22 protein-coding genes are annotated in these 21,881 nt (G+C 74.2%); 5 read left to right on the top strand and 17 right to left on the bottom strand.

Annotation, left to right across the window (positions count from 1 at the left end; all coding sequences use genetic code 11):
* Position 1: 1 nt before the first annotated feature.
* The 6 genes from trpC to hisI all read right to left on the bottom strand — a co-directional run bounded on the left by trpC (position 2) and on the right by hisI (position 4,883).
* The gene (gene trpC, locus AB0917_RS26075; protein WP_366822102.1) at positions 2-811 is read right to left on the bottom strand and encodes an indole-3-glycerol phosphate synthase TrpC; all 810 of its coding nucleotides are present in this window, start codon (positions 809-811) and stop codon (positions 2-4) included.
* 115 nt (positions 812-926) lie between these two features.
* Complete coding sequence (locus AB0917_RS26070; protein WP_366822104.1) at positions 927-1,316, bottom strand: DUF2752 domain-containing protein; 390 nt, start codon at positions 1,314-1,316, stop codon at positions 927-929.
* 478 nt (positions 1,317-1,794) lie between these two features.
* A complete protein-coding gene (locus tag AB0917_RS26065; RefSeq protein WP_366822101.1) occupies positions 1,795-2,046 on the bottom strand; it encodes an HGxxPAAW family protein in 252 nt (83 codons plus the stop codon).
* A gap of 145 nt (positions 2,047-2,191) precedes the next feature.
* Entirely contained in the window at positions 2,192-2,815 is a 624-nt protein-coding gene (locus AB0917_RS26060; protein ID WP_366822103.1) for a TIGR02234 family membrane protein, read from the bottom strand.
* 167 nt (positions 2,816-2,982) lie between these two features.
* Positions 2,983-4,476 carry an anthranilate synthase component I gene (locus tag AB0917_RS26055; protein WP_366822100.1) on the bottom strand — a complete coding sequence of 498 codons (1,494 nt, stop codon included), beginning with the start codon at positions 4,474-4,476 and terminating at the stop codon, positions 2,983-2,985.
* An 11-nt stretch (positions 4,477-4,487) separates the two neighbouring features.
* Positions 4,488-4,883: a phosphoribosyl-AMP cyclohydrolase gene (gene hisI, locus AB0917_RS26050; protein ID WP_366822099.1), complete on the bottom strand. Its 396-nt coding sequence runs from the start codon at positions 4,881-4,883 to the stop codon at positions 4,488-4,490.
* Positions 4,884-4,967: 84 nt separating this feature from the next.
* Between hisI and AB0917_RS26045 the strand changes: the two genes are divergently transcribed.
* Positions 4,968-5,600 (top strand): TIGR03085 family metal-binding protein, encoded by a 633-nt coding sequence (locus tag AB0917_RS26045; RefSeq protein ID WP_366822098.1) that lies wholly within the window; start codon positions 4,968-4,970, stop codon positions 5,598-5,600.
* A gap of 6 nt (positions 5,601-5,606) precedes the next feature.
* Here the strand turns inward: AB0917_RS26045 and AB0917_RS26040 are convergent, their stop codons facing one another.
* The 11 genes from AB0917_RS26040 to hisD all read right to left on the bottom strand — a co-directional run bounded on the left by AB0917_RS26040 (position 5,607) and on the right by hisD (position 17,343).
* Positions 5,607-7,055 (bottom strand): helix-turn-helix domain-containing protein, encoded by a 1,449-nt coding sequence (locus tag AB0917_RS26040; RefSeq protein ID WP_366822097.1) that lies wholly within the window; start codon positions 7,053-7,055, stop codon positions 5,607-5,609.
* A 183-nt stretch (positions 7,056-7,238) separates the two neighbouring features.
* Complete coding sequence (locus AB0917_RS26035) at positions 7,239-10,328, bottom strand: LuxR C-terminal-related transcriptional regulator (RefSeq protein WP_366822096.1); 3,090 nt, start codon at positions 10,326-10,328, stop codon at positions 7,239-7,241.
* Positions 10,329-10,474: 146 nt separating this feature from the next.
* Complete coding sequence (locus AB0917_RS26030) at positions 10,475-11,398, bottom strand: alpha/beta hydrolase (RefSeq protein ID WP_366822095.1); 924 nt, start codon at positions 11,396-11,398, stop codon at positions 10,475-10,477.
* Positions 11,399-11,597: 199 nt separating this feature from the next.
* Complete coding sequence (gene hisF, locus AB0917_RS26025; protein ID WP_366822094.1) at positions 11,598-12,353, bottom strand: imidazole glycerol phosphate synthase subunit HisF; 756 nt, start codon at positions 12,351-12,353, stop codon at positions 11,598-11,600.
* Complete coding sequence (locus AB0917_RS26020) at positions 12,350-12,766, bottom strand: RidA family protein (RefSeq protein WP_366822093.1); 417 nt, start codon at positions 12,764-12,766, stop codon at positions 12,350-12,352. Before AB0917_RS26020 ends, hisF begins: the two co-directional genes overlap by 4 nt.
* Positions 12,763-13,488, bottom strand: a complete 726-nt coding sequence (priA, locus tag AB0917_RS26015; protein ID WP_366822092.1) for a bifunctional 1-(5-phosphoribosyl)-5-((5-phosphoribosylamino)methylideneamino)imidazole-4-carboxamide isomerase/phosphoribosylanthranilate isomerase PriA — start codon at positions 13,486-13,488, stop codon at positions 12,763-12,765. The genes AB0917_RS26020 and priA overlap by 4 nt, the downstream gene beginning before the upstream one ends.
* Complete coding sequence (hisH, locus tag AB0917_RS26010; RefSeq protein WP_366822091.1) at positions 13,488-14,129, bottom strand: imidazole glycerol phosphate synthase subunit HisH; 642 nt, start codon at positions 14,127-14,129, stop codon at positions 13,488-13,490. Before hisH ends, priA begins: the two co-directional genes overlap by 1 nt.
* A 10-nt stretch (positions 14,130-14,139) precedes the next feature.
* The gene (locus AB0917_RS26005; RefSeq protein ID WP_366822090.1) at positions 14,140-14,307 is read right to left on the bottom strand and encodes a hypothetical protein; all 168 of its coding nucleotides are present in this window, start codon (positions 14,305-14,307) and stop codon (positions 14,140-14,142) included.
* Positions 14,304-14,900: an imidazoleglycerol-phosphate dehydratase HisB gene (gene hisB / locus AB0917_RS26000; RefSeq protein ID WP_366822089.1), complete on the bottom strand. Its 597-nt coding sequence runs from the start codon at positions 14,898-14,900 to the stop codon at positions 14,304-14,306. The genes AB0917_RS26005 and hisB overlap by 4 nt, the downstream gene beginning before the upstream one ends.
* A complete protein-coding gene (locus AB0917_RS25995; RefSeq protein WP_366822088.1) occupies positions 14,897-16,024 on the bottom strand; it encodes a histidinol-phosphate transaminase in 1,128 nt (375 codons plus the stop codon). The genes hisB and AB0917_RS25995 overlap by 4 nt, the downstream gene beginning before the upstream one ends.
* The gene (hisD, locus tag AB0917_RS25990; RefSeq protein ID WP_366822087.1) at positions 16,021-17,343 is read right to left on the bottom strand and encodes a histidinol dehydrogenase; all 1,323 of its coding nucleotides are present in this window, start codon (positions 17,341-17,343) and stop codon (positions 16,021-16,023) included. Before hisD ends, AB0917_RS25995 begins: the two co-directional genes overlap by 4 nt.
* Before the next feature lie 159 nt (positions 17,344-17,502).
* Here hisD and AB0917_RS25985 point away from each other — a divergent pair, with 159 nt between their 5' ends.
* The 4 genes from AB0917_RS25985 to ybaK all read left to right on the top strand — a co-directional run bounded on the left by AB0917_RS25985 (position 17,503) and on the right by ybaK (position 21,658).
* Positions 17,503-19,110 (top strand): oxidoreductase, encoded by a 1,608-nt coding sequence (locus AB0917_RS25985; RefSeq protein WP_366822086.1) that lies wholly within the window; start codon positions 17,503-17,505, stop codon positions 19,108-19,110.
* Positions 19,111-19,330: 220 nt separating this feature from the next.
* Positions 19,331-20,371, top strand: a complete 1,041-nt coding sequence (locus AB0917_RS25980; RefSeq protein ID WP_366822085.1) for a hypothetical protein — start codon at positions 19,331-19,333, stop codon at positions 20,369-20,371.
* Between the two features lie 5 nt (positions 20,372-20,376).
* Entirely contained in the window at positions 20,377-21,141 is a 765-nt protein-coding gene (locus AB0917_RS25975; RefSeq protein WP_366822084.1) for an LON peptidase substrate-binding domain-containing protein, read from the top strand.
* A gap of 16 nt (positions 21,142-21,157) precedes the next feature.
* Positions 21,158-21,658: a Cys-tRNA(Pro) deacylase gene (gene ybaK, locus AB0917_RS25970; RefSeq protein WP_366822083.1), complete on the top strand. Its 501-nt coding sequence runs from the start codon at positions 21,158-21,160 to the stop codon at positions 21,656-21,658.
* Positions 21,659-21,881 lie beyond the last annotated feature (223 nt).

Below are 21,881 nucleotides of genomic sequence, written 5' to 3'. Positions count from 1 at the left end.
GTCAGCCGCGGCCGTGGCGGAGCGCCGGGTGGGCGCCGGCGGCGACCAGGTCGGCGACGGCCGTACGGGGGTCGCGGCCGGTGACCAGGGACTCCCCGACCAGGACGGCGTCGGCGCCGGCGTTGGCGTACGCGATCAGGTCGTGCGGGCCCCGGACGCCGGACTCGGCGACCTTGACGATGTGGTCGGGGATCTCGGGGGCGACGCGCTCGAAGGTGGAGCGGTCGACCTTGAGGTCCTTCAGGTTGCGCGCGTTGACCCCGATGATCTTCGCCCCGGCGTCCACGGCGCGCTCCGCCTCCTCCTCGTCGTGCGCCTCGACGAGCGGGGTGAGCCCGATCGACTCGGCGCGCTCGATGAGGGAGACCAGGGCCTCCTGGTCGAGGGCGGCGACGATCAGCAGGGCGAGGTCGGCGCCGTAGGCGCGGGCCTCCCACAGCTGGTACGAGGTGACGATGAAGTCCTTGCGCAGGATCGGGGTGTCGACCTTGGCGCGGACGGCCTCCAGGTCGGCGAGCGAACCGCCGAAGCGGCGCTCCTCGGTGAGGACCGAGATGACGGACGCGCCGCCCGCCTCGTAGTCCGCGGCGAGCGCGGCGGGGTCCGCGATGGCGGCAAGGGCCCCCTTGGACGGGGACGAGCGCTTGACCTCGCAGATGACGGTGACGCCCTCGCCGCGCAGGGCGGCGACTCCGTCCTTGGCCTGGGGAGCGCGGGCCGCGCGCTCCTTCAGCTCGTCGAGGCTGACGCGCGCCTGCCGCTCCGCGAGGTCGGCGCGAACGCCGTCGATGATCTCGTCGAGCACACTCACGCGAGCGGCCCCCTTCCGGAACGGTTGACGGTGAACAGGATCAGCCACACCGATGGTATCCGCAGGAGGCCCCGGGGCCCGCATCCGGCCACGCCGCATCCCACTACCTGGGCATTCAGGGCGCCAGCGCCGAGCCGAACGGCAGATTCCGGACGACGGTGAAGACCAGGAGCAGCGCGCCGACGATCCACCACCAGACAGGGGCCAGTCCGATCCGCAGCGGCTGTCCGCGCCAGGCCCGAACCAGCCAGAGGACCCAGACGGCGGCGAAGAGGAAGTACCCGGCGGTGGCGATCGCGTTGGCGGAGAACGCCGCGCCGAGGTCGCCGTGGATGAACGCGTGGGCGCTGCGCAGCCCGCCGCAGCCGGGGCAGAACGTGCCGGTCAGCTTGAGCAGGGGGCAGACGGGGTAGTGGCCGGGCTCGTTGGGGTCGACGGTGCCGACGTAGGCGAAGGCGGCGGTGACGGTGGCCAGGATGCCGAAGGGGGTGGCGAGGCGGCGCACCCGGCCTGCCCGGGGGCCTGCCTGGCCGGCCCCGGGCTCTTCCCGGCCCGTCCGAGGCTCTCCCCAGCCCGACCGGGGCTCTCCCCCACCTGTCCCGGGCTCTCCCCAGCCCGTCCGGGGTTCCGCCCGGCCCGTCCGGCGTTCGAGGACGGAACCGTGGCTCGGGGGGCCGGGCACCTGCGAGGGTTCCTCGCCCGAGGGGCCTGTGGGCTCCGGGCCCACCCCGGCGAGGGTTCCGTCCTCGAACGCCGGACGGGCTGGGTCGGGCCGGGCCGTGTCGGGAGCGGGCCTGGCCATGTCCGGGGTCGGGCAGACCGTCAGGGGCATGTTCCAGGGGCCGACGCCCTCGGGCTCGGCTTCGGGGTTCGGGGTCGGGGTGGCGTCCACCCGGTGATTGTCCCCGCTCATACGGAAAGGCGCAGCCCACTCAGGGCTGCGCCTTGCTGCGTGTCGGCCGCGCGGTCGGGCCGGCGGCGGGTCAGTGGGAGATCTGGGCCTCTCCGGCGCGCGCCCTGGCCTCCACCAGTTCGGTGGACTCCTTCGGCATGCCGAGGCCGGCGAGCTTCATGGCGTACCCGACGATGCCGCCGGCGAAGATGACGGCGATACCGGCCCAGAAGCCGAGCGGGTTGGCCGCGACCATGAAGACGCCTGCGACGCAGAAGCCGATGAAGGAGATGATGACACCGGTCCAGGCGGCCGGGGTGTGTCCGTGGCTCGTGCCCGCCATGAGTTGCTCCTTGTTGGTGTTGCGCAGTGGGTATCGCTGGGGATATCGCTGGGTTTCGCTGAAGCTGTCGCTCGGGGGACGGCTCGCCTCCATTGTCCCGTACGGGACGACAGGAGGTGAGCTCGGGGTCACCCCTCGGGGGTGTCTAGCCCGTCGGATCCTCGCCCCGGTCCAGGGCCTTCCACAGCTCCTCGGGCCGGTCCGGGTCGGGCGCGGTGCGGGGCGCCTTGCGGGGGCGCGGGGTGCCGTCGCGCTCGTACCGCCCCGACATCGTGGGCCAGCGGCTGCCGAAGCGCAGGGCGAGCAGCCCGGCGAGCAGGATCAGCAGCCCCCCGGCGGCGGTGACGTAGGGCCAGGCGGTGTGGGTGAGGGCGTCGATGGTGGCCGCCGCGTCACCGGTGGTCCGGGCGGCCTCCTCGTCGAGCGCCGCGCTGTCGGAGGCGCCCGCCCAGGCGCTGATCGTGGCCCCGAGGCCGCTGAGGGCGAGCAGGACGGCGACGGTGCGGCGGCCGGCGCCACGGACGGCGAAGACGGCGACGAGGGCGGCCAGGCCGACGATGGCCAGGGCGGCCGGGACGCCGGTGACGTCCTGGCCGTCGGCGGTCAGCCGCAGGGCGCCGCCGCCGGTGGCCGCCTCGCCCTCGGCCCAGACCTGGCCGGAGGCCAGGAGGACGACGGTCGCCCCGGCCGCGCCCAGGAGCAGCCCGGCCGCGAGCGACCGGCGGCTGCCCGCGGAGTCGGGCGCCGCGGCGGACGCGGAACCGGACACCGCGGCGGACGCCTCGCCGGAGACGGGCCCGGCCGCCGCATCGGGCGCGGCGGCGCCGGGCGTCGGAACGGAACCGGCCGAGTCCGCGGAGTCGGCCGAGTCTGCGGTTCGGGCACGGGGCTGGGGTACGGGGACGGCACTCACGCCTTCCACTATCCCTTACAGCCTCAGCGGCCGTGGAGCCGGTTGGCGGTATGGACGGCGCGCAGGACGGCGGCGGCCTTGTTGCGGCACTCGGTGTCCTCCGCGACCGGGTCCGAGTCCGCCACGACGCCCGCTCCGGCCTGCACGTACGCGGTGCCGTCGCGCAGCAGGGCGGTGCGGATGGCGATGGCGGTGTCGGAGTCCCCGGCGAAGTCGAGGTAGCCGACGCACCCCCCGTACAGGCCCCGGCGGCTCGGCTCCAGCTCCTCGATGATCTGCATCGCGCGGGGCTTGGGGGCTCCGGAGAGGGTGCCCGCGGGGAAGCAGGCGGTGAGGACGTCGAAGGCGGTGCGGTCCTCGGTGACGCGGCCGGTGACGGTGGAGACGATGTGCATCACGTGGGAGTACCGCTCGATCGACATGAAGTCGACGACCTCCACGCTGCCCGGTTCGCAGACCCGCCCCAGGTCGTTGCGGCCGAGGTCGACGAGCATCAGGTGCTCGGCGCGCTCCTTGGGGTCGGCGAGCAGCTCCTCGGCGAGCGCCTGGTCCTCCTGCGGGGTGGCGCCGCGGTGCCGGGTCCCGGCGATCGGGTGGACCATGGCCCGGCCGTCCTCGACCTTGACGAGGGCCTCGGGGCTGGAGCCGACGACGTCGAACCCGTCGAAGCGGAAGAGGTACATGTACGGGGACGGGTTGGTGGCCCGCAGCACCCGGTAGACGTCCAGGGCGCTCGCGGTGCACGGGGTCTCGAAGCGCTGCGACGGAACGACCTGGAAGGCCTCACCGGCCCGGATGCGCTCCTTGATGTCCTCCACGGCCCCCTGGTAGGCCTCGCCGCCCCAGAGCGCGGTGTACGGCGGCAGCTCGGAGGGGGGAAGGACGGCGGGGGCGTTCTCGACCGGGCGGCGCAGGTCCTGCTCCATCGCGTCGAGACGGGCGACGGCGTCCGCGTACGCCTCGTCGACCCCGGTGGAGAGGTCGTTGTGGTTGATCGCGTTGGCGATCAGCAGGACGCTGCCGTTCTGGTGGTCGAGGACGGCGAGGTCCGAGGTGAGCAGCATGGTCAGCTCGGGGAGCTTCAGGTCGTCGCCGCCGTGCTCGCCGATCTTCTCCAGCCGGCGGACGACGTCGTAGCCGAGGTAGCCGACCATGCCGCCGGTGAACGGGGGCAGGCCCGCGTCGTCGACCAGGTCGCGCGGGGTGTGCAGGGTCTCGACGGTGGCGCGCAGGGCCTCCAGCGGGTCGCCGTCCACCGGGACGCCGACGGGCGGGGTGCCGAGCCAGTGGGTGGCGCCGTCGCGGGCGGTGAGGGTGGCGTCGCTGCGGACGCCGATGAACGAGTAGCGCGACCAGGTCCGGCCGTTCTCCGCGGATTCCAGCAGGAAGGTGCCGGTGCGTTCGGCGGCGAGCTTGCGGTACAGGCCGACCGGGGTGTCGCCGTCCGCCAGGAGGCGGCGGCTGACGGGGACGACGCGCCGGTCGACGGCCAGCTTGCGGAAGGTGTCGAGATCCATGGCCGGTGACCTTACTGGTCGAGGAGGGGGAGGACGTCGGCGTCGAAACAGGTGCGGTCGCCCGTGTGGCAGGCGGCGCCCGTCTGGTCGACCTTGACCAGCACGGTGTCGGCGTCGCAGTCCAGGGCGACGGACTTCACCCGCTGGATGTGGCCGGAGGTGTCGCCCTTGACCCAGTACTCCTGGCGGCTGCGCGACCAGTAGGTGCAGCGGCCGGTGGTGAGGGTGCGGTGCAGCGCCTCGTCGTCCATCCAGCCGAGCATCAGCACCTCGCCGGTGTCGTACTGCTGGGCGATGGCCGGGACCAGACCGTCGGCGCCGCGCCTGAGGCGGGCGGCGATGGCGGGGTCGAGGCTGCTGGCGGGCGGCGTGGGGCCGGACGGCGTGGTGCCGGGCGTGCTGGTCATGGGCCCATTGTGCCGTGGTGGCGGAAGGCTTCCGGGCGGGCGTCCACTGGGCGGACCGCGGGTGACGGTCGTACGCTGGCGGGCATGTCGACCCATGCGAAGCGTGAACGTCTTCTGCTCGCCGATCTGTTGGAAGCGGCCGGTCCCGAGGCCCTGACCCTGTGCGAGGGCTGGAAGACCCGTGATCTGGCCGCCCATGTGGTGGTCCGTGAACGCCGCGCCGACGCGGCGGGCGGGCTGGTGGTCGCCGCCCTGAAGAACCGGCTGGAGCGGGTGCAGGCGGAGTTCGCGGCGAAGCCGTACGAGGAGCTGATCCAGCTGATCCGTACGGGCCCGCCCCGGTTCTCGCCGATGAACCTCAAGCAGATCGACGAGGCGGCGAACACCGTCGAGTTCTTCGTCCACGCGGAGGACGTGCGCCGGGCCCAGCCGGACTGGTCGCGGCGCGAGCTGGACCCGGTCTTCGCCGATGCGCTCTGGTCCAACGTCGAGAAGACCGCCCGGATGCTGGGGCGCAAGTCCCCGGTGGGGCTGGTGCTGCGCCGCCCGGACGGCCGGACGGCGGTCGCCCACAAGGGCGCCCCGGTGGTGACGGTGACCGGGGAGCCCTCGGAGCTGCTGCTGTTCGCGTTCGGCCGGCAGGACGCGGCGGACGTGCAGGTGGAGGGCGAGAAGGACGCGGTGGAGCGGCTGCACCGGGCCGAGCTGGGGATGTAGCGGCTGCTACGTTCCCAGCAGCCGCCGGGCCGCCAGTGCGAGGGAGACCTCGACCGCGTCCCGGGGGCGGGTGAGGCAGCGGCCCGTGAGCTGTTCGAAGCGGCGGAGCCGGTTGAGGACGGTGTTGCGGTGGCAGTAGAGCCGCGCGCCCGCCCGCTGCGCCGAGCCGTCCGCGTCCAGCCAGGCCGTCAGGGTCTCCACGATGACGTCCCGGTCCGCCGGGTCGAGCCGGTCCAGCGGGCCGAGCACCCGGTCGGCGAGGGCGGAGCCGAGGGCCGGGGAGGAGACGACGAGGGCGTCCGGGAGGTGCTCGTCGAGCAGGACCGTGCCGCCGGAGGCCGGGCAGGTGCGCAGGGCGGTCTCCGCCAGCCGCCGGGCGTCCCCGAGCGCGGCCAGGCCCTCGACGGCGGAGCCGATGCCGGCCCGGGTGCCGGCGGGGGCGTCCAGGGCGGCGGCGACGGCGCGCAGCTCACCGGGGTCGCCCGCTTCGCCGGTGAGCCGGAGGATCGCGAACTCGGCGTCGGGGCCGGTGTGCCAGAGGGGGGCGGTGGCGGGGCCGGCGGGCCGGTGGGGTGCCGGGTCCGGGGCGGTGGGCCGGCGGGATGCCGTGCCCGGGGCGGCGGGCCGGTGGGATGCCGTATCCGGGGCGGCGGGCCGGTGCGGTGCCGTGTCCGGTCGCGCCCGGCCGTACGGGGTCTCGCCCGGCGGCGGGGCCGGCAGCGTCACGGTCGGCCGGGAGGGCCCCGGCTGCTGCGGCCCGCGCGGCGCGGCGGCCACCGCGAGTACGGCGTACCGCCCCTGTTCCGGCAGCCCCAGCATGGCCGCCGCCTCGCGGAGGTCGGCGATCCGGGCGGTCCCGTCGAGCAGCGCCGCGATCATCAGCCGCTGCTGGTTCTCGCGCCGCCAGGACAGCCGGCGCTCGGCCTGCCGGTAGGCGTCCGCGACGATCCCGCAGTGCTCGTCGACGAAGTTCCACACATCGGCGGCGACATGGACGAGCAGCCGTACGTCGTCGGGGTCGCGGCGGGCCGTCTCGTCCACCAGGTCCTGCCAGACCATCGCGCCGCCCATCCGGAAGGCGTGCAGGACGGCGTCGAGCGGTACGCCCTGTCCGGCGCGGATCTCGCCGATCCAGCGGGAGGTGCGGTGGGCGGCCTCGCGGAACTCGCGGGGCTGGATCAGCGAGCCGACGTTGTGCCGCAGCGAGTGGTGCACCTCCTGCCAGACCTCGGCCCGGTCGGAGTCGATCGCCGCCCGGTAGCCGGGCTCCTGCTCGTACAGGGCGTCGACGAGCCGGTCGGTGAGGACCGGGAGCGACGCGACGAGGACCCGGGCGGCCCGGTGCAGCACCTCGACGGCTTCGCGGTCGGCCAGGGAACGGAAGCGCTGGGGCAACGGCGCCGCGGGGTGGGTGCCGTGCAGCACCGCGATCCGCGGACGTACGACCTGTGGCATGGCGGCCTCCACCGGGAATCGGCCGGCTGTGCGATCGGCCGGCTCGGAGCACCCCGCCCGGCAGGGCGCGAGCACAGCCGAATGATCCTGACGCCCGCAGAATGGCATACCGCCCGGTCGGTACCTAGGGGTCTGCGCGGAACTTGTCATCACGGTCCTGCAACCACCCGGACTTCGGGCGGCTCAGGGGCCGAGCAGCCGGGCCAGTTCGGTGCGGGAGCGGATGCCGAGGACGGCGAAGACGTTGCGGAGGTGGTGGTCGACCGTGCGCGGGCTGAGCGAGAGCCGGAGCGCGACCTCGCGGTTGGTGGCCCCTTCGGCGACGCAGCGGGCGATGCGCTGCTGCTGCGGGGTGAGCGCGGAGAGCGCCCCGCCCGAGGCCGCCCGCACGGACTGCCCCCGCTCCCCCGCCGCCCGTGACTCGCCGGCCGCCCGCTCGGCCCAGGCACGGGCCGAGCAGCGCTGGAAGGCGACCAGGGCGTCGCGCAGCGGGGTGCGCGCCTCGCGGGTACGCCGGCGGCGGCGCAGCCACTGCCCGTACAGGAGCTGGGTGCGGGCCCGTTCGAAGTCCCCGCCCGCCCGGTCGTGGTGGGCCAGGGCCTGTGCGTACCGGGCGTCGGCCTCCTCGGGGGCGGCCAGCAGGGCGCGGCAGCGGGCCAGTTGCGCGGGGGCCTGCGGGTCGGCCGTCCGGGCGGTCCACCCGGCGAACTCGGCCACGGCGGCCTGGAGTTCACCCGCCTGCTCACCTCCCCGGCCGCCGAGGACGACGGCCTCGACATAGCAGGGCACGGCGAGCATCCGGGCGGCGAAGTGGCCTTGCCGGGGGCCGGGGCGCACCAGGGGGCCGAGCCGCGCGGCCGCTTCCTCGGGCCGCCCGGCGGCGAGGTCGGCCCGCGCCCTGGCCCAGGTGGCGAGGGTCGCGGGCTGGGCGAGCCCGTGCGGCCCCGCACCGGCCAGCGCGGCGTCGCAGTGGGCGGCGCAGGCCTCGGCGGGCCCCTCCACGGAGGCGGCGAGGGCCAGGACGGCGTGGAGGTGGACGGAGCTGTTGGGCTGCCCGGTACGGCGTGCGGCGTGCAGCCCCTCCAGGGCGTGGGCGCGCGCCCCGGCGTGGCGCCCGGCCCGCAGCTCGGCGTAGGCGAGGTGTTCCAGGGCCTGCGGCAGCAGGACCTCGGGCCCCCGGGTCCGTACGGCGGCGAGCGCCCGCGCCCCGGTCCGGCAGGCGGCGGCGACCTCCCCGACGACGAGGGCGGCGACCCCGGCGCGGAGGAGGGCGGCGGGGTCGGCCGTACGGCCCGGGTCCGCAGAGTGCGCCGGGGCCGCCGGGTCCGCAAGGCCCGGGTTTGCAAGGTGCGGGTTTGCAAGGTGCGGGTTTGCAAGGTGCGCCGGGGTCGGGTGCGCCGGGGCCGCAGGACCCGCAGAGGCCGTCGGGGCCGCAGAGGCCGCAGGAGCCGTCGGGTCCGCAAGGCCCGGGTCCGCAAGGTACGCCGGGGCCGGGTGCGCCGGGGCCGCAGAGGCCGTCGGGGCCGCAGAGGCCGTCGGGCCCCCAGGGCCCACAGAGGCCGCCAGGCCCGCCGGGGCCAGGCACTGGCGGAGAAGAGCGTGGCCCTCGGTGGTGCGTCCGCCGAGCACCGCGCACATGCCCGCCCGGTAGGCGGCGAGGTCGCGGCCGTACGGGGCGGGGTCGATGCGGCCCATGGCCTCCAGGTAGCCGCGCGCGTCCCCCGTCACCCAGGCCGCCTCGGCCGCGCCGAGGAGGGCGTCGAGAGCCCGCCGGGGGTCGTGCGGGCCGAGCAGCGTGGCCGCTGCCAGGAGGGCTTCGTGGGCGTCGGCGGCGGGGCCGGAGCGCAGGGCGAGCAGCCCGTGGACGTAGGGGGCGAGGCCGTCTCCGGGCTCGGCCGCCTCCCCCGCCGGGTGGCCGGTCCGGGCGAGCAGGGCGCGGGCCCGAGCCGGGTCGCCCGCGAGGGCGGCCTGTTCGGCGGCCGCGGCGAACCGGGCCGAGCGCAGCGGCCGGTCGCCGGTGAGCGCGGCGGCGCGGGCCAGGGCCGAGGAGCGCTCGGCATACGGGTACGGGGCGGTGGCCGCCGCCTCCAGCCGGGCGGCGAGCACGGCGTCCGGGCCCGGGACCGCGCAGGCCCGCTGGACGAGGGAGGCGAGCGGGGCGGGACGGCCACCGCTCCGCGCGAGCAGTGCGGCGAGCAGCTCGTGGGTGGCGCGGCGGCGGGCGGGCGGCGCGTGGTGCAGGACCGCGCGGGCGAACAACGGGTGGCTGAAGTGGACCCGGCTGCCCGCCCGTTGCAGCAGGCCCCCGGTCGCGGCGGGGCCGAACAGGGCGCCGTCCAGGAAGTCCCGGGGCAGCCCGGTCCGGGTTCCGGCCCGCAGCAGGAGCAGGGCGTCCGCCCCGGCGCCCGCCGGCTCGTGCTCCTGGGCGGCGGCGGTCAGCAGGAGCAGCGCGCGGGTGTGCGCCGGGAGCCCGTCGAGGCGGTCCGCGTGCGCGGCCAGCACGCCGTCGGCGCCGGGCAGCGGACAGGGCAGCGGGGTGCGCCCGGTGAGCTGGTCCGGGGTGAGGCGGCCGGTGAGCCCGGCGAGGAGGCGGGGGTTGCCGGCCGCCTCCCGCAGAAGCTCGGCGCGGACGACCGGGTCGAGTCCCTCCGTACCCCTTTGACGGGCAAGCCCCTCCACGCCGCCGGAAGGCCCCTGCGTACCGCCGGTGAGCCGGTCCAGGAGCGCGGACGCCGCGTCCTCGTCCAGCGGGCCGAGCCGGAGTGCGGGCAGGCCCGCGAAGGCGGGGCCGTCGTCGGCGGTGATCAGGACGGCGACCCGGCTGCCCGCGCCGAGTCTGCGGGCCGCGAAGCCGAGGGCGGTCCGGGAGGCGGGGTCCCAGGCGTGCGCGTCGTCGGCACAGACCAGCAGCGGCCGTCCGGCGCCCAGCTCCCGCAGCCGGACGAGCAGCGCGTCGGGGGTGAGGCCAAAGGGGGGCCGCTGCTCGGGTGGCGGTCCCGGGGCCGGGGCCGAGCAGAGCAGGGCGTGCAGGCCGCTGTAGGGCAGGCCGCGTTCGGCGGGCGCGGCGGTGGCGTACAGCACGGGGCCCCGGGGGCGGTGGGCGGCGGCGGTCTCGCGCAGCAGCGCGCTGCGGCCGAGGCCGGGCGGTGCCGCCAGGACGAGGGCGCCGCCGTCGCCCTGCCGCAGCCGGGCCAGCATGCCGTCCAGGACGGCGAGTTCACCGCTGCGGCCGTACAGCCGGAGCGGACTGTGCACGGTCGTCGATGAGGTCACATCGGCACGTTAGGGCCGGGTGGGCGGGGGCGGAAGGTATGCGTCCGGCTGCCCGGCCGGGGCGGTGCGGGCTCCCAGCCGGACGGCTCCGGCGCTGTGCGCGGGCACAGTGCCGGAGCCGCCGGAGGACCGGTTCCGCGCCGGTTCTACGAGGAGTGCGGGCAGTTGCCCCGGTACTCCGCGATGGTCAGGCTCGGCTGCGGGATCGGGCAGAGGAACTGCTCGTAGCGGGTGTCGTTGTCGATGAATCGCTTCAGCCACGAAATGCTGTACTTCGCGATCGTGGTGTTGGACGTGTTGGGCGTGAAGTGCGAGGCGCCGCGCAGCTCCAGGTACGCCTTGTCCAGCGATCCGGACAGTGACTGGTAGAACGGCTTGGAGTGCGTGGCCACGGGGGCGACCGAGTCGCCGTCCGCTCCCACCACCAGGGTGGGCGTGCGCAGTTCGGGCCAGGTCTTGTCGGTGTTCCAGCCGGTCAGCGGGATCGCCGCCTTCAGCGACGTACGGCTCTTGGCGGCCTCCAGGGAGCCCCCGCCGCCCATCGAGTGGCCCATCACGCCGAGCCGGGTGGCGTCGACGCGGGTCCGGACCGAGCTGCGCTCGGTCAGGTAGTCCAGCGCGGACAGGAGTTGGCGGCCCCGGCTGGCGGGCTGGTCGAGCGTGGTGTTGGTGTCGATGGTGAAGACCACGAAGCCCTGCGAGGCCAGGCGCGGGCCGAGCCAGGCGATGGAGGACTGGTAGGCGGTGAAGCCGGGCGAGATGACGACCGCGCCGAAGGTGCCGTCGGCGGTGGACGTCGGGTAGTAGATGGTTCCGCCGCCGAATCCACTCACCAGGAGCGAGGAGACGGAGGTCTGGGAGGTGGCGTACGAGCCGCGGCTCGCCTCGATGGAGGCGTTGGTGGGGGCCGGACCGCGCTCGTAGGGGTTGTCGGCGGCCTGGGCGCCCGGGACCAGGGCGGTCATCAGGAGGCCGGCGGTGGCCGCGGCGGCGGTCAGCAGGCTGGTGAACGTACGGGAGCGGCTCGGGCGCGGGGGACGCTGACGTGAGGGGAGCAGGTGCTGCTGCACGGGGGGATCCTCTCGGTGGTGGCGGAACCACACCACGCGAGACCCACGAGCCCGTCGTCCGGGGGCTGTCGGGGTGCGCCGCGTGGCTGCCGTCGTCGTTCGTCGGCGGTCGCCACTCTCACGGTGCGTCCCGTGCTCACGCATCGGCGGTATCACCGGTCTTGGCGGACCGGTGATACCGCCTGCACTCCGTACGAACTCAGCGGACCGGGTGTCCCGCTTCCCTCAACGCGCCCTTGACCTCGGAGATCCGCAGGTCACCGAAGTGGAAGACGGACGCGGCGAGCACCGCGTCGGCGCCCGCCTCGACGGCCGGGGCGAAGTCCGCGAGGCGGCCCGCGCCGCCGGAGGCGATGACGGGGACGGTGACGTGCTTCCGTACCGCCTCGATCATCTCGGTGTCGTAGCCGTCCTTGGTGCCGTCGGCGTCCATCGAGTTGAGCAGGATCTCGCCCGCGCCCAGCTCGGCGGCCCGGTGCGCCCACTCGACGGCGTCGATGCCGGTGCTCTTGCGGCCGCCGTGGGTGGTGACCTCGAAGGTGCCGTCCGGGGTGCGGCGGGCGTCGACGGAGAGCACCAGGACCTGGCGTCCGAAGCGTTCGGCGATCTCGCGGATGAGGTCGGGGCGGGCGATGGCGGCGGTGTTGACGCCGACCTTGTCCGCCCCGGCGCGCAGCAGCTTGTCCACGTCGTCGGGGGTGCGGACGCCGCCGCCGACGGTGAGGGGGATGAAGACCTGCTCGGCGGTGCGGCGGACCACGTCGTACGTCGTCTCGCGGTCGCCGCTGGAGGCGGTGATGTCGAGGAAGGTCAGCTCGTCGGCGCCCTCGGCGTCGTACAGCTTGGCCATCTCGACGGGGTCGCCCGCGTCGCGCAGGTTCTGGAAGTTGACGCCCTTGACGACCCGGCCCTGGTCGACGTCCAGGCAGGGGATGACGCGTACGGCGAGGCTCACTTCGCGCCTCCCCGGTAGGCCTCGATCTCGACCTCGACGACCAGGCTCGGGTCGACGAACCCGGACACGATGATCATGGAGGCGGCGGGGCGTACGGCGTCGAACAGCTCCTTGTGGGCGCGGCCGATGTCGTCCACGTCCCGGGCGTGCGTGATGTACATCCGGGTACGGACGACGTCCTCACGGGTGAGGCCCACCTGCTCCAGGGCCGCGAACGCGACGTCGAAGGCGGTGATGGTCTGCTCGTAGGGGGAGCCGGCGGAGATCTGGCCGTTCACCACGGAGGTGCAGCCGGCGACCAGGACGAGCCCGTTGGGGAGTTCGACGGCTCGGGAGTAGCCGAACTTCTCCTCCCAGGGGGCGCCGGTGGAGACCCGGCGCACCGCGCCCGCCGTGTCGGGGGAGTCGGTCATACGGCGACCGCCTTGAGCGCCTCTTCGAGCGTGAACTGCTTCGCGTACAGCGCCTTGCCGACGATCGCGCCCTCGACGCCTTCGGGGACGAGGAGGGAGATCGCGCGGAGGTCGTCGAGGGAGGAGACGCCGCCGGAGGCGACGACCGGGCGGTCGGTGACGGCGCAGACGTCCCGCAGGAGGCCCAGGTTGGGGCCCTGGAGGGTGCCGTCCTTGGCGATGTCGGTGACGACGTAGCGGGCGCAGCCCTCGGCGTCCAGGCGGGCGAGGGTCTCGTAGAGGTCACCGCCGTCACGGGTCCAGCCTCGGCCGCGCAGGGTGGTGCCGCGGACGTCGAGGCCGACGGCGATCTTGTCGCCGTGCTCGGCGATGACCTTGGCGACCCACTCGGGGGACTCCAGGGCGGCGGTGCCGAGGTTGACGCGGCGGCAGCCGGTGGCGAGGGCGGCGGCCAGCGAGGCGTCGTCGCGGATGCCGCCGGAGAGCTCGACCTTGATGTCCATGGCCCCGGTGACCTCTCCGATCAGGTCCCGGTTGTCACCGGTGCCGAAGGCGGCGTCCAGGTCGACGAGGTGCAGCCACTCGGCGCCGGCGCTCTGCCAGGCGAGGGCGGCCTCCAGCGGGGAGCCGTAGGAGGTCTCGGAGCCGGACTCGCCGTGCACGAGGCGGACGGCCTGGCCGTCGCGGACGTCGACGGCGGGGAGCAGTTCAAGCTTCGGCATTACAGCGTCTCGATCCAGTTGGTCAGCAGCTGGGCGCCGGCATCGCCGGACTTCTCGGGGTGGAACTGGGTGGCCCACAGCGCGCCGTTCTCCACGGCGGCCACGAACCGTTCGCCGTGCGTGGCCCAAGTGACTTTGGGGGCACGGATCTTGGCGTTGGTCACTTCGAGGGACCAGTCGTGCGCCGCGTAGGAGTGCACGAAGTAGTACCGCGCGTCGGCGTCCAGGCCCGCGAAGAGCCGGGAGTCCTCGGGGGCCTGGACGGTGTTCCACCCCATGTGCGGGACGACGTCGGCCTTCAGGGGGCCGACCGTGCCGGGCCATTCGTCCAGGCCCTCGGTCTCCACGCCGTGCTCGATGCCGCGCTCGAACAGGATCTGCATCCCGACGCAGATGCCCATCACGGGGCGGCCGCCGGAGAGCCTGCGGCCGATGATCCAGTCGCCGCGGGCCCGCTTCAGCCCGTCCATGCAGGCGGAGAAGGCTCCGACGCCGGGGACGAGCAGCCCGTCGGCGTTCATCGCGCGGTCGTAGTCGCGGGTGATCTCGACGTCCGCGCCGACGTGGGCGAGGGCCCGCTCGGCGGAGCGGACGTTGCCGAAGCCGTAGTCGAAGACGACGACCTTCTTCGTGTCAGTCACAGCGTGCCTCTCAGTCCCACAGTCCCTGGATCCGCAGGATGCCCGCCACCAGGCACAGCACGGAGCCGATCGACAGCAGCACGATGACGCCCTTGGGCATCCCCTGCTTCGCGAAGGAGTAGACGCCGCCGGCCAGGAAGAGGCCGACGACGATCAGGATGGTGTTGAGGCCGGTCACAGAGCACCCTTGGTGGAGGGCAGGATTCCGGCGGCGCGCGGGTCGTGCTCACAGGCGTAGCGCAGGGCGCGGGCGAGCGCCTTGAACTGGCACTCGACGATGTGGTGGGCGTTGCGCCCGTACGGCACGTGGACGTGCAGGGCGATCTGCGCCTGGGCGACGAAGGACTCCAGGATGTGCCGGGTCATCGTCGTGTCGTACTCGCCGATCATCGGCGCCATCTTCTCGGGCTCGGTGTGCACGAGGTAGGGGCGGCCGGAGAGGTCGACGGTGACCTGGGCGAGCGACTCGTCCAGCGGGACGGTGCAGTTGCCGAAGCGGTAGATGCCGACCTTGTCGCCGAGGGCCTGCCGGAAGGCGGCGCCGAGCGCGAGGGCGGTGTCCTCGATGGTGTGGTGGCTGTCGATGTGCAGGTCGCCCTCGGTCTTGACCGTGAGGTCGAAGAGGCCGTGGCGGCCGAGCTGGTCGAGCATGTGGTCGTAGAAGCCGACCCCGGTGGCGACATCGACCTTTCCGGTGCCGTCGAGGTCGATCTCGACCAGCACGGACGTTTCCTTCGTGGCGCGTTCCACGCGGCCTACGCGGGGGCTCATGCGTCGTGCTCCTTCTTGAGTTCGCGTACCGCATCGAGGAACGCGTCGTTCTCTGCCGGGGTTCCCGCGGTGACCCGCAGCCATCCCGGTACGTTGTTGTCCCGGACCAGGACGCCCCGGTCGAGGATCTGCTGCCAGACGGCGTGACTGTCGTCGAAGCGGCCGAACTGGACGAAGTTGGCGTCCGACTCGGTGACCTCGTAGCCGATGGCCCGCAGTTCGGCCACCAGCCGGTCGCGTTCGCTCTTGAGCTGCGCGACGTACCCCAGCAGCGTATCGGTGTGCTCCAGGGCGGCGAGCGCGGTGGCCTGGGTGACGGAGGAGAGGTGGTAGGGCAGCCGCACCAGCTGGACCGCGTCGACCACGGCCGGGTCGGCGGCGAGGTAGCCCAGCCGCAGCCCGGCGGCGCCGAACGCCTTGGACATGGTCCGGGAGAGGACCAGGTTGCGGCGGCCCTCGATCAGCGGGAGCAGCGAGGGGTGGTGGCTGAACTCGCCGTACGCCTCGTCGACCACGACCATCGTCGGCCCGGCGGCCTGCGCGGCGTCGTACAGCGCGAGGACGGTGCCGGCGTCCACGGCGGTGCCGGTGGGGTTGTTGGGCGAGGTGATGAAGACGACCTCGGGGCGGTGCTCGGCGATGGCGGCGCGGGCGGCCTCCACGTCGATGGTGAAGTCCGCGTTGCGCGGCCCGGAGATCCAGCCGGTGCCGGTGCCACGGGAGATCAGGGCGTGCATCGAGTACGAGGGTTCGAAGCCGATCGCGGTGCGTCCGGGTCCGCCGAAGGTCTGGAGCAGCTGCTGGAGGACCTCGTTGGAGCCGTTGGCGGCCCAGACGTTGGCCGCCGTCACCTCGTGGCCGGCGGTGCGGGTGAGGTAGCGGGCCAGCTCGGTGCGGAGCTCGACGGCGTCCCGGTCGGGGTAGCGGTTGAGGCCGCGGGCGGCCTCGCGGACCCGCTCGGCGATCCGGTCGACCAGGGCTTCGGGGAGCGGGTAGGGGTTCTCGTTGGTGTTGAGCCGTACGGGGACGTCGAGCTGGGGCGCCCCGTAGGGGGACTGGCCGCGCAGTTCGTCGCGGATGGGGAGCGCGTCCCAGGCGTTGCCGGTGGTGCCGCCGTTCGTCACTGCTGGGGGACCTTCCATCCGAACCTTGCCTTCAGCGCGGCGCCGTGGGCGGGGAGGTCCTCCGCCTCGGCGAGGGTCACGACGTGGTGGGTGACCTCGGCGAGCGCGTCGCGGGTGTAGTCGACGATGTGGATGCCACGCAGGAAGGACTGCACGGACAGGCCCGAGGAGTGGCAGGCGCAGCCGCCGGTGGGCAGGACGTGGTTGGAACCCGCGCAGTAGTCGCCGAGCGAGACCGGGGACCAGGGGCCGACGAAGATCGCTCCGGCGTTGCGGACCCGGTCGGCGACGGCGGCCGCGTCGGCGGTCTGGATCTCCAGGTGCTCGGCGCCGTACGCGTCGACGACCTTGAGGCCGTCCTCGATGGAGGAGACCAGGACGATCGCGGACTGGCGGCCGGCGAGGGCGGGCTCGACGCGGTCCTCGACGTGCTTGGTCGCGGCGGTCTGCACGACCAGCTCGGCCTCGGTGGCGGCGGCCAGCTCCTCGGAGTCGGTGACCAGGACGGCGGCGGCCATCGGGTCGTGCTCGGCCTGGCTGATCAGGTCGGCGGCGACGTGCACCGGGTCGGCGCCGGCGTCGGCGAGGATCGCGATCTCGGTGGGCCCGGCCTCGGCGTCGATGCCGATGCGGCCCTTGAGGAGGCGCTTGGCGGCGGCGACGTAGATGTTGCCGGGGCCGGTGACCAGGTTGACCGGGAGGCAGTCCTCGGTGCCGTACGCGAACATCGCGACGGCCTGGGCGCCGCCCGCCGCGTACACCTCGTCGACGCCGAGCAGGGCGCAGGCGGCGAGGATCGTGGGGTGCGGCAGGCCGCCGAAGTCCTTCTGCGGCGGGGAGGCCACCGCGATGCCCTCGACGCCCGCCTCCTGGGCCGGGACGACGTTCATCACGACGGAGGAGGGGTAGACCGAGCGGCCGCCGGGGACGTAGAGCCCGACGCGCTCGACGGGGACCCACTTCTCGGTGACGGTGCCGCCGGGGACGACCTGGGTGGTGTGCGTGGTGCGGCGCTGCTCGCGGTGGACGAGGCGGGCGCGGCGGATCGACTCCTCGAGGGCCGCGCGGACGGCCGGATCCAGCTCCTCCAGCGCCCGGGTCAGCGCCTCGGCGGGCACCCGGACCGACGGGATCCGGACACCGTCGAGCTTCTCCCCCCACTCGATCACTGCCGTGGAGCCACGATGGCGTACGTCCTCGCAGATGGGCCGCACCGTCTCCAGGGCGGCTTCCACGTCGAACTCGGCACGGGGCAGCAGGTCGCGCAGGGCTCCACCCTCGGGGAGGGCGTCGCCGCGCAGATCGATTCGAGAGATCACACCGCAATTCTCGCAGACCGCTCCGGGGCGCCGGTCGCCCGTATCACTGGCTGATACATGTCTCGGCCATCTCCCGCTGTCACTGCTGACCGATAGCTTTCACGACGTCACGCAGAGGGAAGAACAGCACTACAGCATGTGTGCACGGAGGGAGCGGCCTTGACCGAGCCGCACGAAGGCGATATCCCGGACGGCCTCAGCGCAGCGGAGCTGGGCATGTGGCAGTCCTTCCGCAACGGGACGACCTACGACTTACGCACCTACGACCCGGCCCACAACGATCCGTTCGCCCCGCACACCTGGGGGCCCGAGCGCAGTGTCGGCGCGCGGACGGTGGCGCGGCTGCTGCTGAGCGGGCCGCCGGCGCGGCCGGGCCGGGTCGCCGCGCTCAAGCTCCGGGGGGTGCGGATCACCGGGAAGCTGGACCTGGCGGGCGGCCGGGTGGCTCCGTACGTGGAGCTGACGGGCTGCCGCTTCGAGCAGGAGGTGGTGCTCCCGGAGTGCCACTTCACGACGTTGCGGATGGTGGGCTGCCTGCTGCCCCGGCTGGAGGCGGCCCGGCTGCACACGGAGGGTGATCTGCATCTGCCGCGCTGCCGGATCGACCGGGGCATCCGGCTCACCGACGCCCAGATCGGCACGGACCTGCTGATCAACCAGCTCAGTGTGGGGCCCGACCGGCACGGCCGGGCCTTCGTCGGGGACGGTCTGGCGGTCGCCCAGGACCTCCAGGCCGAGATGATCGAGACGCACGGCGAGCTGAGCCTGCGCGGGGCGAAGGTGGGCGGTTCGCTGAGTCTGCGCGGCAGCCGTCTGCGGGCGGCCGACGACCGCCGCGCGCTGAACGCCCCGCAGCTGACGGTGGAGCGCACGCTCTACATGACCGAGGCGTGGGTGAGCGTCGACACCGGGAACCAGGGCACGACTCCCCCGTACGGCGTGGTCTACGCCCCGACCCCGGCGCGCGGGACCCGGTCGCAGATCTTCGAGTGCAAGGGCGGGGTGCGGCTGGACGACGGGCGGTTCGGGGACGCGGTGGACCTGCACAAGGCCCGGTTCACGATGACCCGGCAGGAGGAGCTGTCGCTGCGCCGGATCGTCACGCCGGAGCTGCGGTTCAACGCGGAGCGCCCGGAGGAGGGGCGGGTCGTGCTGAACGGGGCGAAGGTGGTGACGCTGATCGACCTGTCCACCAGCTGGCCGGGGCCGGGCGGTCTGGCGATGGGCGGCTTCGTCTACGAGAACCTCGTCCCCTACGGCCACTTCCCGCTCTCGCGGCGGCTGGAGTGGGTCTCGGCGGCGACCCCGGAGTACGTCCCCGAGCCGTACGAGCGCCTCGCGGCGGTGCTGCGCAGCAGCGGTGAGGACGCGGACGCGCGGGAGGTGCTGCTGGCCAAGCAGCGCCGGCGCCGGGAGACGCTGCCGCCCGCCGCGAAGGCCTGGGGGTACCTCCAGGACTGGACGGTGGCGTACGGGTACCGGCCGGGGCGGGCTGCGGTGTGGATGGCGGTGCTGTGGGCGGCGGGCACGGCGGCCTTCTCCCGGTACCACCCCCACCCGGCGCCGATCAAGGACGACGAGTCCCCGCTGTGGAACCCCGCGCTGTACGCGCTGGACCTCCTCATCCCGGTGATCAACCTCGGCCAGGACGGCTACTGGCGGATGGAGGGCGGCTGGCAGTGGGCGGCGGCCGGTCTGGTGCTCGTGGGGTGGATATTGGCCACGACGGTGGCCGCCGGGGCCTCCCGGCTGCTGCGCAGGGGCTGACGGAAAGGGCAGCTCGAAGCAGGGCGGGCGGCCGGTACCGGGGCATCCACGGGGTCCGCGAGGTGGGTGTGCCGGTACGGAGGGGTCGGCGGGGAGGTCGCATTCAGGCCACCTCCGGCCATTTTCTTTGCCCCTTCTTGACCTGGCCCGGTACAACCCATCCACTCGGCACAGAAGCTTCACAGCCCACCCCTGGCGCGGCCCTCACCAGCGCTTTTCAATGGTCTGCACCATGGCCTTCCTTCGCGCTCTGCTCAGTACCGCACGCATGATCCGGCACAGCCCTCCGCTGTCCGCCGGACTGCCCGCGGACGACGCCGTGCTGCTCGACGCCCCCGACGAGCGGCTCTCCCCGGCGCTGGTGGCCGCCGCCCTCGGCGACCCCGCGCCGGCCGCCGGACTGCTGGCCGCCACCCGGTCCGCCGCCGACTGGGAGAACCGCGACCGCTACCTCGGCCGGCTCGTCACCTTCGCCCGCCACCGGGACGGCTGGCTCACCGACTGGCTGGCCGCGGCCCCACGCGACCCCGACGCCCTGCTGGTCAAGGCGGAGCTCGCGGTCCGCCGGGCCTGGGAGTCGCCCGCCCGCGCGGAACGGCTCCAGGAGGTCGGCCCGATGATCACCGCCGCCGCCGACGCGGACCCGCGCGACCCGGTGCCCTGGCGGCTCGCCCTGGACCACGCCCGCGGCAGCCAGGCCACGCACACCGCCTTCGAGTCGCTGTGGGAGCAGGCCGTACGGCGCTCCGCGCACCACTACGGCTGCCATGTGGCGGCGCTGCGCTACCTCTCCGCCGCCTGGTACGGCTCGCACCGCGAGTGCTTCGACTTCGCCGAGCGGGCCGCCGAGGACTCCGTGGCCCACTCCCTGGTGCAGGCCCTGCCGGTCCGGGCCGCCTTCGCCCTCCTTCTGGACGCCGAGGCGCCGGGCCGCACCACCTCCGTACTGGAGGAACGGATCGACGCGGCGGCCGACGCGGCCATCGAGCTGTCGGCCGCCTACCGGCCCGGCGACCCGTGGCCCGCCGAGGTCCGCAACCTCCTCGCGTACGTGCTCATCGCCCGCGGGCGCTGGACCGAGGCGCTGGAGCAGTTCAGGCTGATCGGGCAGCACGCGACGTCGTTCCCGTGGTCCTCGGTCTCCGACGACGCCCTGGGCCGGTTCCTCGACGCACGGGACGGCGCACGGCTCCAGGTGGCCTCCGAGACCCCCCTGCGCGGCCGGGCCGGCCGCGGACGTCCGCGTGGCCATTACGCTTGAGCGTTGTGACCACCGCCCGTCTTCCCCTTTTCCCGCTCAACGCGGTGCTGTTCCCCGGCCTCGTGCTGCCGCTCAACGTCTTCGAGGAGCGTTATCGCGCCATGCTGCGGGAGCTGCTGAAGAGCGACGAGGACGAACCTCGCCGCTTCGTCGTGGTCGCGATCCGCGACGGCCGCGAGACCGCGGTGACGGGCACCGGCATGCCGGACCCCGTCGCCTCCGCGCCCCCCGCCGAGCGCGCCCCCGCCGAGGGCTTCGGCCCCGACCCCCTCCAGACCTTCCACCGGGTCGGCTGCGTCGCCGACGCGGCGACCATCCGCGAACGCCCGGACGGCAGCTTCGAGGTCCTGGCCACCGGCACCACCCGGGTCAGGCTGCTCTCCGTCGACACGAGCGGCCCGTACCTGAGCGCCGAGGTCGAGGAGGTGACCGAGGAGCCCCTCGCGGAGGACGAGGCCGACGAGGCCGGAGCCCTCGCCGAGGGGGTCCTGCGGGCGTTCCGCGCCTACCAGAAGCGCCTGGCCGGAGCGAGCGAACGCTCCCTCGCCACCGGCTCGGACCTGCCGGACGACCCCTCCGTCGTCTCCTACCTGGTCGCCGCGGCCACCGTCCTGGACATCCCCACCAAACAGCGCCTCCTCCAGGCCCCGGACACCGCGACCCGCCTGCGCGAGGAGCTGACGCTGCTGCGCCGGGAGACCGCCGTCATCCGGCACCTGCCCTCGCTCCCCGCGTCCGACCTGACCCGCGCCCCCACCCACCCCAACTGAACGAGGCTCCATCCCGGTGGCGAAGAAGCCGAAGAAACAGTCGGGCGGCACCCCCGCCACGGTCGCCCTGACCGCGGCGGGCACCGCTTTCACGGTCCACGCCTACGACCACGACCCGGCCTCCCCCTCCTACGGCGAGGAGGCCGCCCAGGCCCTGGGCGTCTCCCCCGACCGGGTCTTCAAGACCCTGGTCGCGGAGGTCGACGGCGAGCTGACGGTCGCGGTCGTCCCGGTGGCCGGCTCCCTGGACCTCAAGGCCCTGGCCGCCGCGGTGGGCGGCAAACGCGCCACGATGGCCGACCCGACGGCGGCGGAACGCACCACGGGCTACGTCCGGGGCGGCATCTCCCCCCTGGGCCAGCGCAGACGCCTGCGTACGGTGGTGGACGCGTCGGCCCGGTCGCACGCGACGATCTGCGTCTCGGCGGGGCGGCGGGGCCTGGAGGTGGAGCTGGCGGCGACGGATCTGGCGGACTTGACGGGGGCGGTGTTCGCGGAGATCGCGCGGGGGGCCTAGCCGCTCCGGGTCCGGCGCCTGAGGACAGACGGGGCCCGGCACAACGACCCCACACCCCAGCCCCTCCGGCACTTGAGGAGCGGGGCCCTGGGCAGAGCCCCGAAACCCCAGCCCCTCCGGCGCCTGAGGACAGACGGGGCCCGGCACAACGACCCCACACCCCAGCCCCTCCGGGCGTTGCGGCACATGCCCCCAGATGCCCAGGGGCACCTGCGCGACACCG

The sequence above is a fragment of the Streptomyces sp. NPDC007346 genome, assembly GCF_040703535.1.
Lineage (GTDB): Bacteria > Actinomycetota > Actinomycetes > Streptomycetales > Streptomycetaceae > Streptomyces.
The sequence above is the reverse complement of the archived record's forward strand: the minus strand, read 5'-3'. Positions and strand labels throughout refer to the sequence as shown.

Excerpts from the sequence above, each read along its gene's own strand:
- AB0917_RS26065 (WP_366822101.1), bottom strand. The coding sequence starts at position 2,046 with ATGGCGGGCACGAGCCACGGACACACCCCGGCCGCCTGGACCGGTGTC.
- AB0917_RS26055 (WP_366822100.1), bottom strand. The coding sequence starts at position 4,476 with ATGGATCTCGACACCTTCCGCAAGCTGGCCGTCGACCGGCGCGTCGTC.
- hisI (WP_366822099.1), bottom strand. The coding sequence starts at position 4,883 with ATGACCAGCACGCCCGGCACCACGCCGTCCGGCCCCACGCCGCCCGCC.
- AB0917_RS26045 (WP_366822098.1), top strand. The coding sequence starts at position 4,968 with ATGTCGACCCATGCGAAGCGTGAACGTCTTCTGCTCGCCGATCTGTTG.
- AB0917_RS26040 (WP_366822097.1), bottom strand. The coding sequence starts at position 7,055 with ATGCCACAGGTCGTACGTCCGCGGATCGCGGTGCTGCACGGCACCCAC.
- AB0917_RS26020 (WP_366822093.1), bottom strand. The coding sequence starts at position 12,766 with ATGACCGACTCCCCCGACACGGCGGGCGCGGTGCGCCGGGTCTCCACC.
- priA (WP_366822092.1), bottom strand. The coding sequence starts at position 13,488 with ATGCCGAAGCTTGAACTGCTCCCCGCCGTCGACGTCCGCGACGGCCAG.
- hisB (WP_366822089.1), bottom strand. The coding sequence starts at position 14,900 with ATGAGCCCCCGCGTAGGCCGCGTGGAACGCGCCACGAAGGAAACGTCC.
- AB0917_RS25980 (WP_366822085.1), top strand. The coding sequence starts at position 19,331 with ATGGTCTGCACCATGGCCTTCCTTCGCGCTCTGCTCAGTACCGCACGC.